The following is a 14,285-nucleotide window of genomic DNA, read 5'->3' as shown; positions in this document are numbered from 1 at the left end:
CGTTTGCTCATTGTCCGTACGCACTTGCTCGCGTTCCGCAATGATGGGGCGCATGGCGGCATGGGGCGAAGCGGAGCGGTCATCACTTCCACCTGCCGGCACGCGTGGTGACGAACCGTCAGGGTTCGGCGCCGGCGTGGTGCTGGCCGATCTGGAGCGGCTGACGCCGGAGGAGATGGAGCACCTCTTCTTCGGCGTGCTCAGCGATCCCGACGCCGCGGAGGAGGTGCGGCTGCCCTCCCGCCCGCAGTCGGCCGGGGTGGCCAGGCGGCTGGTGCTCTCGGTCTTACGGACCTGGAAACTCCACCAGCTCCTGGAGGCGGTGGAGTTGCTCACGGGTGAACTGGTGGCCAACGCCGTCCGGCACACCGGCGGTCGGATGATCGGACTGAAGGTGACCCGCCGCCCCGGGTGGCTCCGGATCGAGGTGCGGGACTCCTCGCGCGCCCTGCCCTGCCTGATCCAGGCCACCGAGGTCGGCTACCAGAACGGCCACGGCCTGCGCCTGGTGGAGTCGATCGCCGACCGCTGGGGCGCGGACCTGCTGCCGCGCGGCAAGGGCGTCTGGTTCGAGATGAAGATCCGCGAACGGGCCGCCACCGGCGGCTGAACCGCCCCGGACCGCCCCTGGATCGCCCTTGAGCCGGCCTTGGATCGCCTCCGTGTATGGCCGCCTGGCATCCGAAGGTGAACTCAAGCACACGCCTTGGTTTCGATTTTGTCCGCCCGCACACAGCGTGCGATAGTCATGCAAGTCGGGCAGCACAACCCGGCACTTCCCACCCGGCGGCACGCACCCCCTTGGCCACCGGAGGACGCAGGGGGCCCCGGACCGCGAAACCACCGCGGACAGGGGCCCCGTACCGTTTCCGGGGGCGTTCAGCGGCGGTTCAGCACTCGATGACGTTGACCGCGAGGCCGCCGCGCGAGGTCTCCTTGTACTTCACCTTCATGTCGGCCCCGGTCTCCTTCATGGTCTTGATCGCCTTGTCGAGCGAGACGTGGTGCCGGCCGTCGCCGCGCAGGGCCATCCGGGCCGCCGTGACGGCCTTCACCGAGGCCATGCCGTTGCGCTCGATGCAGGGGATCTGGACCAGACCGCCGACCGGGTCGCAGGTGAGGCCGAGGTTGTGCTCGATGCCGATCTCGGCGGCGTTCTCGACCTGCTCGGGGCTGCCGCCGAGGACCTCGGCGAGGCCGCCCGCGGCCATCGAGCAGGCGGAGCCGACCTCGCCCTGGCAGCCGACCTCGGCGCCCGAGATCGAGGCGTTCTCCTTGAAGAGCATGCCGATCGCGCCCGCCGCCAGCAGGAAGCGGACGATGCCGTCTTCTTTCTCCCATTCGGGGGCCGCGCCCGGAACGATGAAGTTCAGGTAGTAGTGCAGGACCGCCGGGATGATGCCCGCCGCGCCGTTGGTGGGGGCGGTGACCACCCGGCGGCCGGAGGCGTTCTCCTCGTTGACGGCCATCGCGTAGAGGGTGACCCACTCCATCGCGTTGCCCGGGCCGATGCCCTCGGCGCGCAGCGCGCGGGCCGCGCTCGCGGCCCGGCGGCGGACCTTGAGGCCGCCCGGGAGGATGCCCTCGCGGGACATGCCGGCCGCCACGCACTCCTTCATGACGGCCCAGATCTCCAGCAGCCCGGCCCGGATCTCCGCCTCGGTGCGCCAGGCCTTCTCGTTTTCCAGCATCAGGCCGGAGATGGACAGGCCGGTCTCCCGGGTCAGCCGGAGCAGTTCCCCGCCGGTCCGGAACGGGTGCCGCAGCACGGTGTCGTCGGGCTTGATCCGGGCCTCGCCGAGGGCGTCCTCGTCGACCACGAAGCCGCCGCCGACCGAGTAGTAGGTCTTCTCCAGCAGCGTCTCGCCGGAGGCGTCGTACGCCCACAGGGCCATGCCGTTGGCGTGGTACGGGAGGGCCTTGCGGCGGTGCAGGACCAGGTCGTGGTCGGGGTCGAAGGGGATCTCGCGGCGGCCGAGCAGGCTGAGCCGCTTCTCGGCGCGGATCCGTTCGACGTCGAGGTCGGCGCGGTCGACGTCGACCGTGCGCGGGGAGTGGTTCTCCAGGCCGAGCAGGACGGCCTTGGGGGTGCCGTGGCCGTGCCCGGTGGCGCCGAGCGAGCCGTACAGCTCGGCCCGGACGGTGGCGACCCGCTCCAGCAGGCCCTCGGAGTCGAGGCGGCGGGCGAACATCCGGGCCGCGCGCATCGGGCCCACGGTGTGCGAGGAGGAGGGGCCGATGCCGATGGAGAAGAGGTCGAAGACGCTGATGGCCACGGGGTGACGTCCTTGTCCGGTCTCGTGGTGGTGCTGGGTCCCGTCTCGTGAACGGGGCGCGGCATGGAACGGGGCACCGCGCGCACGTCTTCCAGTGTGCGCGGTGCCCCGGGAAAGCTCGGGTGGGCCGCCGGTCGGGCGGCCGGACGAGCGGGGTCCTGCTTACAGCTCCGGGTAGAGCGGGTGCTTGGCGGCCAGCGCGGTCACCCGGGCCTTGAGGGCCTCGGCCTTGGCCTCGTCGAAGCCCGGCAGCAGGGCCTCGGCGATGACGTCGGCGACCTCGCGGAAGTCCTCGGCGCCGAAGCCGCGGGTGGCCAGCGCCGGGGTGCCGATGCGCAGGCCGGAGGTGACCATCGGCGGACGCGGGTCGTTCGGGACGGCGTTGCGGTTGACCGTGATGCCGACCTCGTGCAGGCGGTCCTCGGCGTCCTGGCCGTTGAGCTCGCTGTTGCGCAGGTCGACCAGCACCAGGTGCACGTCGGTGCCGCCGGACAGCACGGAGGCGCCGGAGGCGGCCACGTCGTCCTGGAGCAGGCGCTCGGCGAGGATCTTCGCGCCCTCCAGGGTGCGCTGCTGGCGCTCCTTGAAGCCCTCGGAGGCCGCGACCTTGAACGCGACGGCCTTGGCGGCGATCACGTGCTCCAGCGGGCCGCCCTGCTGGCCGGGGAAGACCGCGGAGTTGATCTTCTTGGCGTGCTCGGCCTTGGAGAGGATGACGCCGCCGCGCGGGCCGCCCAGGGTCTTGTGGGTGGTGGTGGTGACCACGTCCGCGTACGGCACCGGGGAGGGGTGCAGACCGGCGGCGACCAGGCCGGCGAAGTGCGCCATGTCGACCATCAGCAGGGCGCCGACCTCGTCCGCGACCCGGCGGAACTCGGCGAAGTCCAACTGGCGGGGGTAGGCGGACCAGCCGGCGATGATCAGCTTGGGCTGGTGCTCCTTGGCGAGGCGCTCGACCTCGGCCATGTCGACCTGGCCGGTCTTCTCGTCCACGTGGTAGGCCACCACGTTGTAGAGCTTGCCGGAGAAGTTGATCTTCATGCCGTGGGTCAGGTGACCGCCGTGGGCCAGGTTCAGGCCCAGGATGGTGTCGCCCGGCTGGATCAGCGCGAACATCGCCGCGGCGTTCGCCTGCGCGCCGGAGTGCGGCTGCACGTTGGCGTGCTCGGCGCCGAACAGCTCCTTGATCCGGTCGATGGCGATCTGCTCGACCACGTCGACGTGCTCGCAGCCGCCGTAGTAGCGGCGGCCGGGGTAGCCCTCGGCGTACTTGTTGGTGAGCACCGAGCCCTGGGCCTCCATGACCGCCACCGGGGCGAAGTTCTCGGAGGCGATCATTTCCAGGGTGGTCTGCTGGCGGTGCAGCTCGGCGTCGACCGCGGCGGCGATCTCCGGGTCGAGCGCGTGGAGGGACTGGTTGAGGACCGTCATGAGGGGGTCTCCCGGTCAGGCGCCGGTGAAGGCGGTGTAGCCGTCGGCGTCGAGCAGCTCGTCGGTCGCCTCGACCCGGACCTTGAACAGCCAACCGCCCGCGAAGGGCTCCGAGTTGACCAGGGCCGGCTCGTCGATGACGGCCTGGTTGACCTCGGTGACCTCGCCGGTGGCGGGGGAGTAGAGGTCGCTGACCGACTTGGTGGACTCAAGCTCGCCACAGGTCTCACCCGCGGTGACGGTGTCACCCACCGCCGGGAGCTGGACGTAGACGATGTCGCCGAGGGCGTCGGCCGCGTGCGCGGTGATGCCGACCGTCGACACCCCGTCCACGGCGGCGGTCAGCCACTCGTGCTCCTTGGTGTACTGCAGGTGCGTGGGGTTGCTCATGGCGTCATTCTCCAGGATCGCGGGAGGGGAGGGCGCGGCCGTCCGCTGTGCGGACGAACCGGAAGAGGACTTCCAGGGGTCAGCGGCGCGGGGTCAGCGGGCGCGCTTGTAGAACGGCAGGGCGACGACCTCGACCGGCTCGGCCCTGCCCCGGACGTCCACCGCGACGGCGGTGCCCGGCTCGGCGTGCGCGGCGTCCACGTACGCGATGGCGATCGGCTTGCCCAGGGTCGGGGACGGCGCGCCGGAGGTGATCCGGCCGATCGCGGCGCCCTCGGCGTCCACCACCGCGTACTCGGCGCGCGGGACGCGCTTGCCCTCGGAGACCAGGCCGACCAGCTTGCGCGGGGGGGCGCTCTCGGCCGCGGCGGCGGCCTCCTCCAGGGCCTTGCGGCCGACGAAGGCGCCGCCGTTGGTGGTCTTGTCGAAGCGCACCACCCGGCCCAGGCCGGCGTCGAACGGGGTCAGGTCGGTGGACAGCTCGTGCCCGTACAGCGGCATGCCCGCCTCCAGGCGCAGCGTGTCGCGGCAGGACAGGCCGCACGGGACCAGGCCCTCGGCGGTGCCGGCCTCGGTCAGCGCCGTCCACAGGTGCGCGGCGTCGGCGGGGGCGCAGAACACCTCGAAGCCGTCCTCGCCGGTGTAGCCGGTGCGGGCCAGCCAGACCCGGCGGTCGGCCACGGTGGCCGGCAGCAGGGCGTAGTACTTGAGGCCGGGCAGGTCGGCGTCGGTCAGCTTGGCCAGGATGCCGTTCGCCTCCGGGCCCTGGACGGCGAGCAGCGCGTAGGCGTCCCGGTCGTCGCGGACGGTGGCGTCGAAGCCGGCCGCGCGCTCGGTCAGCGCGTCCAGCACCACCTGGGCGTTGGAGGCGTTGGCGACCACCAGGTACTCGTCCTCGGCGGTGCGGTAGACGATCAGGTCGTCCAGGATGCCGCCGTCCTCGCGGCAGATCATCGTGTAGCGGGCGCGCAGCACGCCGAGCGCGGAGATGAAGCCGACCAGGGCGTGGTCCAGCAGCTCGCCGGCCTGCGGGCCGGAGACGGTGATCTCGCCCATGTGCGAGAGGTCGAACAGGCCCGCCCGGGTGCGGACGGCGAGGTGCTCCTCGCGCTCGCTGCCGTAGCGCAGCGGCATGTCCCAGCCGGCGAAGTCGGTCATGGTGGCGCCGAGCGAGCGGTGCAGCGCGTCGAGCGCGGTCAGGCGGAGGGACACGACAGGACTCCCGGGATCTGGAAACGGGCAGGCTGGGGCGAATCTCCCCATCTGTCGTCGAACCTGAGAGCTTCACCGCCTTCCAACAGGATGGCGGCTTGCACCGTGGGTGGGCGCACGGCGCGGCCGTGTCCACTTTCCAGATCTGCCTCGCCCGGGCGGTAGGGGTGCCTGAGAGATTCCGGGGAGGACTTGCTCCTTCGGCGCCGGTCGCGGCCCAGCGGGCCGTTCCGGCTCTCCCGCGCGGGTTCGAGCGGCCGGTATGAAGTTTGACTTCGAGCGGGCCCATCATGGCACGCCCGGGGCCGCGCGCGGGAGAGGGGTCCGATCACCGGCGCACCCGGGCACCGCGCCGGTGCGCCGGGCCGCCGCACCGGTGCGCCCCCGCGCGCCGCTAACCTGATCGCAACTGCTGACGTGGAGGGGCGACATGGGGTTCCCGCTGGGTGGGGTGCCGGAGGGCGGGGCCTGGCCGGCCAACGAGCTGGAGCGGGTGCTGACGGCCGCGCTCGGCGACCCCGGGGCGACGCCCCGGGTGATCGAGGTGCTGGCCCGCAGCCAGGTGTGGATCCCGCTGCCGTCCGGCACCGCGCCGGACGCCGAGGCGCTGGACCTGCCGACGCTGGAGCTGGCCGGCGCCCCCTACGTGCCGGTGTACTCCTCGCAGGAGCAGTACCTCCGGCACTGCCCGGGCATCCCGTTCGCGATCGCCCCGATGTGGGAGTTCGCCCGCGGGCTGCCGCTGGGCATCGGCATCGCGGTCAACCCGGAGGCGCCGGTGGGCATCCCGGTGCCGCCGGAGGGCGTGGGCGAGCTGCGGCGCGGGCCGCGCGGCGAGGAGTGGGAGGCGCAGGGCGTCACCGAGGGTGCCCGGGTGGCGCTCAAGGAGCCCGAGCCGCACCAGGAGCCGTTCGCCTTCCTGGCCGCCGCGACCGGCGAACTCATGGGCCTGCCGGGCGTGTTGACGGCCCGTCGGGCGCTGGCCCGGGTGGAGGGCGAGCCGACCCTGCTGTACGTCGGCGTGCAGCTGGACCCGGCGGCCCCCGCCGACCCGGCCGAGGTGAACACCGCGCTCGGCCGGGCGCTCGGAACCGCGCCGCCGAGCTGGGGCGTCCACCTGGTGCTGCTCGACCTGGTCGCGGATCCGGTGGTGGACTGGCTGCTGGGGCGGGTACAGCCCTTCTACGTGCGTCCGTGACCGCTGCCGGTCCGCCGGCCCGGTCGGCCGCGCGCGGTACGGCGGCATGACGACCGTCGGGTGCGCCCCATAGGGTTGCCCCGGCACACCGGAGCACGGTGGCGAGCGGACGAGAGAGTAGGGCGGCGACGTGACGGGAGCAGCCGGCGACCCGGGGGCGGTCGAGCACGCCCTCGCAGCGGTCGCACCGGAGCGCTGGGAGGCGTACGAGGGCCTGCTGCGCGCCCTGGCCGGCGGGCAGGTCTGGATGCTGCTGTGGCACGGCAGCCCCGGCAGTCCGGACGCCCAGTACGGGAACATGGACATCGGCGGCCACGGCTACGCGCCCTGCGCGACCTCCCCGGCCCAGCTCGCGGCCAGCGGCTGGACGCGGGCCCACGAGGTGGTCTCCGGGCCGGAGATCGCCGCCTCGCTGTACCGGTCGCGCTGGGGCCTGTGGCTCGACCCGCACCGCCCCGGCGGCGGCGTCGGCGTGCCCTGGGCCGACCTGCGGCGGATCGCGCTCGGCCTGGACCGGATGCCCGCCGGGCCGCTGCGGATCTCCGAACCCCCGGGCCTGGCCGCGCAGTTCTTCGCCGTGCTGGAGCAACAGGCGGGCGAGGTGCGGCCGTTGCGCTCGCTGCGCCGGGCCTGGGTCCAACCCGTGCTGGGCGAGGCGTACTTGGCGATCGGGCTCGACCTGTACGACACCTCGCCGCCGGCCGTGGAGGCGGCCCGGGCGCTGGTGCAGCGGGCCGCCGCGCAGGCGCCCGAGGGGCCCGGCGTGTCCACCGTGATGATGGCCGACGAGTTCGACCCGGTGGCGATGTGGATGTGGGCCAACGCCCGCCCGTTCTTCGACCGGCAGGGCCCTGCGCAGGCCCACCCGACCGGCTTCGGTTACGCAGCGCAACCGCCGGCCGGGCCCACCCAGGGGTGGCCGCAGGCCCCCTGGCCGGGCTACCCGGGCCGTTGAACCTACCCTGACGCTCTACCCGAAAACCCCCGCCCCGGTCTTTTCTCCGGTCGGCGGGGGTTTTTTGCCAGCTTTTGCCAGCTCATGATCTACGCGCGAAACCCCTTGTGCCACCTGGCGTTTTCCCGTCAGTGGCGGGGTACCGCCAGTGCTCCTCTTGACGGACACGTAACAGCTGTGTGAAGAGCGATATGCGACCCGGACGATCTTGCATGCCAACAGATCACAGTTAGGCATCCTTCGTGATCGAGGTCTTCCGCCCGACGCTCCCCATGACGGAGAGTGCTGCGCAATGCGGAGCGCGGCGCCTTCGACCGGAGGCGGGCGCGCCACCGCCGGCACCAGAACCGCCCGGGGCACCGCCCCGCACGGGCACCCGGCAAGCCTGCTGTCCCGGCTCCACCCGTTCGTGTCGTCCGCACCACCCGCACCACGCACTGCCTGCTCACCACGCACTGCCTGCTCACCACGCACTGCCTGCTCACCACGCACCGCCTGCTCTTCACGCACCGCACCGCACCGCAGCACGCACCGCAGTCCGCAGCACCGCCCCCCGCGCACGGCACCGTCGGCCCACCACGGCCCGGCGGTGTCCGGGGCACCCGCACACCCGCAGCACGGCACGCCGGCACCACCGCACCTGCCCCAGGCAACTCCGCACCGCACGCGACTCCGTAGACCGGCCACCGCCGGCGAGGGGGACGGAACGACTCATGACCACACCCATCGACACCTCCGGCCCGGCGGCCGGCGAGCAGCCCGACGCTGCGTCAACTCCGGCTCCGGCCAAGCAGATCGAAGGCCGCTCGCCGGGGCGCATCGCCTGGAGCCGGCTCAAGCGCGACAAGGTCGCGCTGGCCGGCGGCGCCGTCGTGGTCCTGCTGGTGCTGGCGGCGGTCCTCGCCCCGGTGCTCACCGCACTGTTCGGGCACCCGGTCGACGAGCCGCACCCGGACCAGATCGACCCGGACCTGCAGATCCCCAAGGGCGCGTTCGGCGGCATCAGCAGCGAGTTCCTGCTGGGCGTCGACACCCCGTTCGGCCGCGACGTGTTCTCCCGGGTCCTCTACGGCGCGCAGATCTCGCTGCTGGTGGCGCTCGGCGCGGCCGTGCTGTCGGTCACCATCGGCGTGGTGATGGGCGTCATGGCCGGCTACTTCGGCGGCTGGGTCGACTCGGTGATCAGCCGGATCATGGACGTCCTGCTGGCCTTCCCGCAGCTGCTGTTCAGCATCGCGCTGGTCTCGGTGATGCCCACCTCCGCCTTCGGCATCCCGGACAAGTGGCTGCGCGTCGCCGTCCTGGCCGTGGTGATCGGCTTCTTCGGCTGGCCCTACATCGGACGCATCGTCCGCGGCCAGGCCATGTCGCTGCGCGAACGGGAGTTCGTGGACGCCGCCCGCAGCCTCGGCGCCGGCCGCGCCCACATCCTGTTCCGCGAACTGCTGCCCAACCTGGTGGCGCCGATCCTGGTCTACGCGACCCTGATCATCCCCACCAACATCCTGAACGAGGCGGCGCTCAGCTTCCTCGGGGCCGGCGTCCGGCCGCCCACCCCGTCCTGGGGGCAGATGCTCTCGGACGCGGTCAAGATCTACCAGGCCGATCCCATGTACATGGTGATCCCCGGTCTCGCCATCTTCATCACCGTGCTCGCCTTCAACCTCTTCGGTGACGGCTTGCGTGACGCTCTCGACCCCAAGGGCAACTGAGCCCGCAACTCTGGAGGTTCCCCGACCCATGAAGCGAAACAGGACGCTCGCCGCGGCCGCCCTGGTGGCGGCCCTCGCCCTCACCACCGCGGCCTGCGGCGGCAAGGGCAGCTCCGGAGGCGACAACGCCGGTGCCAAGAAGGGCGGTGCTGCGGGCTTCAACGCCGCCGTCGACAAGGTGGTGAACCCGTCCGAGAAGAAGGGCGGCACCCTCAACCTGTGGAGCAGCACCGACGTCGACTCGCTCGACCCCGGTCGCGCGTACTACGCCTCGGTGTGGAACTACGAGCGCTTCTACACCCGCACCCTGCTGGCCTACGACGGCAAGCCCGGCAAGGCGGGCCTGGAGCTGGTGCCCGACCTGGCCGCCGCCAAGCCCGAGATCTCCGCCGACGGCAAGACCTACACCTTCAAGCTGAAGCCCGGCCTGAAGTTCGAGGACGGCTCGGTCATCACCTCGAAGGACATCAAGTACGGCATCGAGCGGATCTTCGCCCAGGACGTGGTCTCCGGCGGCCCGACCTACCTGATCAACGAGCTGGACCAGGGCCAGGGCTACAAGGGCCCCTACACCGACAGCGACCCGGACAAGCTCGGCCTCAAGTCGGTGCAGACCCCGGACGACACCACCATCGTCTTCACCCTGGCCAAGCCGAACTCGACCTTCCCGTACCTGCTGGCGATGGGCTCCGCCGCCCCCGTCCCGCAGAAGGGCGACACCGGCACCAAGTACGGCGACAAGCCGGTCTCCTCCGGCCCGTACAAGTTCAAGACGGTCGAGCCGGGCAAGGGCTACGAGCTGGTCCGCAACGAGAACTGGGACCCGGCCTCCGACCCGTTCCGCAAGGCGCTGCCGGACGTCGTCAAGCTGACCATCACCACCAACGCCGACGACATGGACTCCCGCCTGCTGGCCAACACCGCCGACCTCGACTGGGGGCAGACCGGCCTGTCGCAGGCCGCCCAGGTCAAGGTGCTGCAGGACCCGTCGCTCAAGGCCAACACCGACGACCCGTACAACGGCTTCATCCGGTACGTCTCGATCGCCCCGTCGGTCGCCCCGTTCGACAACGTCCACTGCCGCAACGCGGTCCTCTACGCGGCCGACACCACCGCCCTGCAGACCGCCCGCGGCGGCTCGGTGGCCGGCTCGGTGTACGGCTCGATGCTGCCCCCGAACATCCTCGGCTCCGACGACTACGACCCGTTCGGCCTGACCAAGGGCAAGCCGAACGTGGCCAAGGCCAAGGAGGAGCTGGCCGCCTGCGGCCACCCGGAGGGCTTCAACACCACCATCGCGGTGCGCGGCAACAAGGCCAAGGAGGTCAACTCCGCGGTGGCCCTGCAGACCGCGCTCAAGGCGGTCGGCATCACCGTCACCGTCGACCAGTACGACGGCAAGCTGATCTCCTCGGTGATCGGCGCGCCCGACGTGGTCAAGTCCAAGGGCTACGGCCTGATCGTGATGGGCTGGGGCGCCGACTACCCGACCGGCTCCGGCTACCTGCAGCCGCTGGTCGACGGCCGGTTCATCGCCCAGAACGGCAACAACAACTACTCCGAGATCAACGACCCGGAGATCAACGGCTGGTTCGACCAGGCCGCCCAGGAGAGCGACCCGGCCAAGGCCGCCGACCTCTACAAGAAGATCAACCACAAGGTGGTCGACGGCGCCTACTACCTGCCGATCGTCGCCGACAAGGCCCTGAACTGGCGCAACCCGCGCCTGACCAACGTCTACATCACCGACGCCTTCGGCGAGGTGGACTTCCAGGCGCTCGGCGTCTCCGACGGCAAGTGACCTGACCCGCCCCTTAGTTCTCACCGCTAGTCCGAAGGGCAGGTGAAGGCCCTGCCCGGGCCGGCCGGGTCGCCCCCACCGGGGCGCCCGGTCGGTCCGCGGCAGGGTCGACCGCAGTGCTCGTGTATCTCGTCAGGCGGCTGTTCAACGTCGCCTTCATGCTGTTGGTGATCGCCGCGGTGACCTTCGGCATCTTCTTCATGGTGCCGAAACTGACCGGGACCGACCCCGCGATGCTCTACGTGGGCAAGATCGCGGACCCGGCGGCGATCGAGGGCATCCGTCACAAGATGGGCCTCGACAAGTCGATCATCGAACAGTTCTGGCTCTTCCTGCGCGGGGTGTTCGTCGGCCGCGACTACAACGCCGGCGTCGACATGACCCACTGCGCGGCCCCCTGCCTGGGCTACTCGTTCAAGACCGAGCAGGCGGTCTGGCCGCTGCTGCTCAGCCGGGTCGGCGTCGACATCTCGCTCGCCGTCGGCGCCTCGCTCATCTGGCTGGTCTTCGGCACCGCCACCGGCGTCGTCTCCGCGCTGCGCCGCGGCACCGCGCTGGACCGCCTCACCATGGGTGTCGCGCTGGCCGGCGTCTCGCTGCCGATCTACTTCACCGGCCTGGTCGCGCTGGCGCTGTTCGTCAGCCAACTCGGCTGGTTCCCCAGCGACTACGTGAACTTCACGGACGACCCGGTGTCGTGGTTCCAGGGGCTGGTCCTGCCCTGGGTGACGCTGGCGTTCCTGTTCGCCGCCACCTACGCCCGGCTCAGCCGCGCCACCCTGCTGGACGTGCTCGGCGAGGACTACATCCGCACCGCCCGGGCCAAGGGCCTCAGGGAGCCCGTGGTCATCGGCAAGCACGCCATGCGCTCCACCCTGACGCCGATCCTGACCATCTTCGGCATGGACCTCGGCGGTCTGCTCGGCGGCGCCGTGCTCACCGAGTACACCTTCAACCTGCGCGGGCTCGGCTACGAGGCGGTCACCTCGATCCAGTCCAGCGACCTCCCGGTGATCATGGGCGCCACCCTGTTCGCCGCGTTCTTCATCGTCATGGCCAACCTCGTGGTTGACCTGCTGTACGCCGTCGTCGACCCCCGGGTGAGGCTGACATGAGCAACACCGAGAAGCCTTTCCTCTCCGTGCGCGACCTGAAGGTGCACTTCCCCACCGACGACGGGCTGGTCAAGTCCGTCAACGGGCTGAGCTTCGACCTGGAACGCGGCAGGACGCTCGGCATCGTCGGCGAGTCCGGCTCCGGGAAGTCCGTCACCTCGCTGTCGATCATGGGCCTGCACCGCACCGGCACCAAGCGCGGCGCCCCGCGGATCAGCGGCGAGATCTGGCTGGACGGCGAGGACCTGGTCGCCGCCGACCCCGACCGGGTGCGCAGGCTGCGCGGCCAGAAGATGGCGATGATCTTCCAGGACCCGCTGACCGCGATGCACCCCTACTACACGGTCGGCGCCCAGATCGTCGAGGGCTACCGGGCCCACCACCCCGGCGCCTCCAAGAAGGACGCCCGCAAGCGCGCCGTCGAGATGCTCGACCGGGTCGGCATCCCGCAGCCCGACAGGCGGGTCGACAACTACCCGCACGAGTTCTCCGGCGGCATGCGCCAGCGCGCCATGATCGCGATGGCGCTGGTCAACGACCCCGCGCTGCTGATCGCCGACGAGCCGACCACCGCCCTCGACGTCACCGTCCAGGCGCAGATCCTCGACCTGATCCGCGACCTGCAGAAGGAGTTCGGCTCGGCGGTCGTCATCATCACCCACGACCTGGGCGTGGTCGCCGAACTCGCCGACGACATCCTGGTCATGTACGGCGGCAAGCCCGTCGAGCGCGGCCCCGCCGCCACCATCTTCGAATCCCCCGAGCACCCCTACACCTGGGGCCTGCTCGGCTCGATGCCCCGCCTCGACCGGGAGCTCCAGGACCGGCTGATCCCGGTCAAGGGCACCCCGCCGAGCCTGATCAACGTGCCGTCCGGCTGCGCCTTCCACCCGCGCTGCCCGTACGCCGAGCTCACCGGCGGCCGCTCCACCACCGAGGTGCCCGCGCTCGTCGAGGCCGCACCTCGGCACCACGCCGCCTGCCACCTGCCGATCGCCGAACGCCACCGGATCTTCACCGAAGAGATCGCGCCCCGGCTGTGAGCACGTACCACCCACTTGGAGAGCAGTCATGACGGACAGCCAGGCGGCGGTGCCGCAGCTCGCGAAGGTGCCCGCGCAGGCGCCCGGACCCGACCGCGAACCCCTGCTGAGGGTCACCGGACTGACCCGGCACTTCCCGGTCACCAAGGGACTGCTGAAGCGCCAGGTCGGCGCGGTGCGGGCGGTCGACGGCATCGACTTCGCGGTCAACGCCGGCGAGACCCTCGGAGTGGTCGGCGAGTCCGGCTGCGGCAAGTCCACCATGGGACGCCTGGTCACCCGGCTCGACGAACCCACCGGCGGCCGCGTCGAGTTCGAGGGCACCGACATCACCCACCTGGGCACCGCGGCGATGCGGCCGTTCCGGCGCGACATCCAGATGATCTTCCAGGACCCGTACTCCTCGCTGAACCCCCGGCACACCATCGGCACCATCGTCGGCGCCCCCTTCCGGCTCCAGAAGGTCGCCACCGAACACGGCGTCAAGCGGGCCGTCCAGGACCTGCTGGAACTGTGCGGACTCAGCCCCGAGCACTACAACCGCTACCCGCACGAGTTCTCCGGCGGCCAGCGCCAGCGCATCGGCATCGCCCGCGCCCTGGCGCTGCGCCCCAAGATGATCGTGGCCGACGAACCGGTCTCCGCGCTGGACGTCTCCATCCAGGCCCAGGTGGTCAACCTGCTGGACGACCTGCAGAAGGAGCTCGGCCTCACCTACCTGATCATCGCGCACGACCTCTCGGTGGTCCGGCACGTCTCCGACCGGGTCGCCGTCATGTACCTCGGCAAGGTGGTCGAGATCGCCGACCGGGACGCCCTCTACACCCGGCCGATGCACCCCTACACCAACGCCCTGATGTCCGCGGTGCCCGTCCCCGACCCGCGCCGCAAGGAGCGCCGCGAACGCATCCTGCTCACCGGCGACGTCCCCTCCCCGCTCAACCCGCCGTCCGGCTGCCGCTTCCGCACCCGCTGCTGGAAGGCCCAGGACGTCTGCGCCGCCCAGGAACCCCCGCTCGCCACCACCGGCACCGGGCACCAGGTGGCCTGCCACTTCCCGGAGAACGCCGCCGAGTAGCGCTCCCGTCCGCGCGGCCCGCCCCGCCCCGTCCCGCCCGGAGCACGGGTGACGGTGGCGGGTGACAGGCTGGG

General features: G+C 71.4%; 12 protein-coding genes and 2 riboswitches. Of the genes, 8 read left to right on the top strand and 4 right to left on the bottom strand.

The window, feature by feature from the left end; genetic code table 11:
* Positions 1-136: 136 nt before the first annotated feature.
* On the top strand, positions 137-610 hold the full coding sequence (locus ABD345_RS17075; RefSeq protein WP_344553019.1) for an ATP-binding protein: 474 nt from the start codon (positions 137-139) through the stop codon (positions 608-610).
* Between the two features lie 280 nt (positions 611-890).
* Here ABD345_RS17075 and ABD345_RS17070 read toward each other — a convergent pair whose 3' ends face one another.
* The 4 genes from ABD345_RS17070 to gcvT all read right to left on the bottom strand — a co-directional run bounded on the left by ABD345_RS17070 (position 891) and on the right by gcvT (position 5,360).
* On the bottom strand, positions 891-2,276 hold the full coding sequence (locus ABD345_RS17070; protein WP_344553018.1) for an L-serine ammonia-lyase: 1,386 nt from the start codon (positions 2,274-2,276) through the stop codon (positions 891-893).
* Between the two features lie 162 nt (positions 2,277-2,438).
* The gene (locus ABD345_RS17065; protein WP_344553016.1) at positions 2,439-3,707 is read right to left on the bottom strand and encodes a serine hydroxymethyltransferase; all 1,269 of its coding nucleotides are present in this window, start codon (positions 3,705-3,707) and stop codon (positions 2,439-2,441) included.
* Positions 3,708-3,722: 15 nt separating this feature from the next.
* Positions 3,723-4,097, bottom strand: a complete 375-nt coding sequence (gene gcvH / locus ABD345_RS17060) for a glycine cleavage system protein GcvH (protein ID WP_344553014.1) — start codon at positions 4,095-4,097, stop codon at positions 3,723-3,725.
* A 93-nt stretch (positions 4,098-4,190) separates the two neighbouring features.
* The gene (gene gcvT, locus ABD345_RS17055; RefSeq protein WP_344553013.1) at positions 4,191-5,360 is read right to left on the bottom strand and encodes a glycine cleavage system aminomethyltransferase GcvT; all 1,170 of its coding nucleotides are present in this window, start codon (positions 5,358-5,360) and stop codon (positions 4,191-4,193) included.
* Positions 5,351-5,458: riboswitch (glycine riboswitch) on the bottom strand. Its footprint overlaps the gene before it by 10 nt.
* A riboswitch (glycine riboswitch) is annotated at positions 5,459-5,561 on the bottom strand.
* A gap of 178 nt (positions 5,562-5,739) precedes the next feature.
* Between gcvT and ABD345_RS17050 the strand changes: the two genes are divergently transcribed.
* The 7 genes from ABD345_RS17050 (at position 5,740) to ABD345_RS17020 (ending at position 14,211) form a co-directional block, all read left to right on the top strand.
* The gene (locus tag ABD345_RS17050) at positions 5,740-6,507 is read left to right on the top strand and encodes an enhanced serine sensitivity protein SseB (protein WP_344553011.1); all 768 of its coding nucleotides are present in this window, start codon (positions 5,740-5,742) and stop codon (positions 6,505-6,507) included.
* 130 nt (positions 6,508-6,637) lie between these two features.
* The gene (locus ABD345_RS17045; protein ID WP_344553010.1) at positions 6,638-7,462 is read left to right on the top strand and encodes an enhanced serine sensitivity protein SseB C-terminal domain-containing protein; all 825 of its coding nucleotides are present in this window, start codon (positions 6,638-6,640) and stop codon (positions 7,460-7,462) included.
* Between the two features lie 713 nt (positions 7,463-8,175).
* Positions 8,176-9,174 (top strand): ABC transporter permease, encoded by a 999-nt coding sequence (locus tag ABD345_RS17040; protein WP_344553008.1) that lies wholly within the window; start codon positions 8,176-8,178, stop codon positions 9,172-9,174.
* Between the two features lie 28 nt (positions 9,175-9,202).
* Positions 9,203-10,975 (top strand): ABC transporter substrate-binding protein, encoded by a 1,773-nt coding sequence (locus ABD345_RS17035; protein WP_344553006.1) that lies wholly within the window; start codon positions 9,203-9,205, stop codon positions 10,973-10,975.
* Positions 10,976-11,091: 116 nt separating this feature from the next.
* A complete protein-coding gene (locus ABD345_RS17030; RefSeq protein WP_344553005.1) occupies positions 11,092-12,090 on the top strand; it encodes an ABC transporter permease in 999 nt (332 codons plus the stop codon).
* Entirely contained in the window at positions 12,087-13,133 is a 1,047-nt protein-coding gene (locus ABD345_RS17025; RefSeq protein WP_344553004.1) for an ABC transporter ATP-binding protein, read from the top strand. The genes ABD345_RS17030 and ABD345_RS17025 overlap by 4 nt, the downstream gene beginning before the upstream one ends.
* Positions 13,134-13,161: 28 nt before the next feature.
* Positions 13,162-14,211, top strand: a complete 1,050-nt coding sequence (locus tag ABD345_RS17020) for an ABC transporter ATP-binding protein (protein ID WP_344553003.1) — start codon at positions 13,162-13,164, stop codon at positions 14,209-14,211.
* The last annotated feature ends 74 nt before the right edge of the window (positions 14,212-14,285 follow it).

The organism is Kitasatospora saccharophila, assembly GCF_039529925.1.
Lineage (GTDB): Bacteria > Actinomycetota > Actinomycetes > Streptomycetales > Streptomycetaceae > Kitasatospora > Kitasatospora saccharophila.
This window is presented reverse-complemented; position numbering and strand designations above follow the sequence as displayed.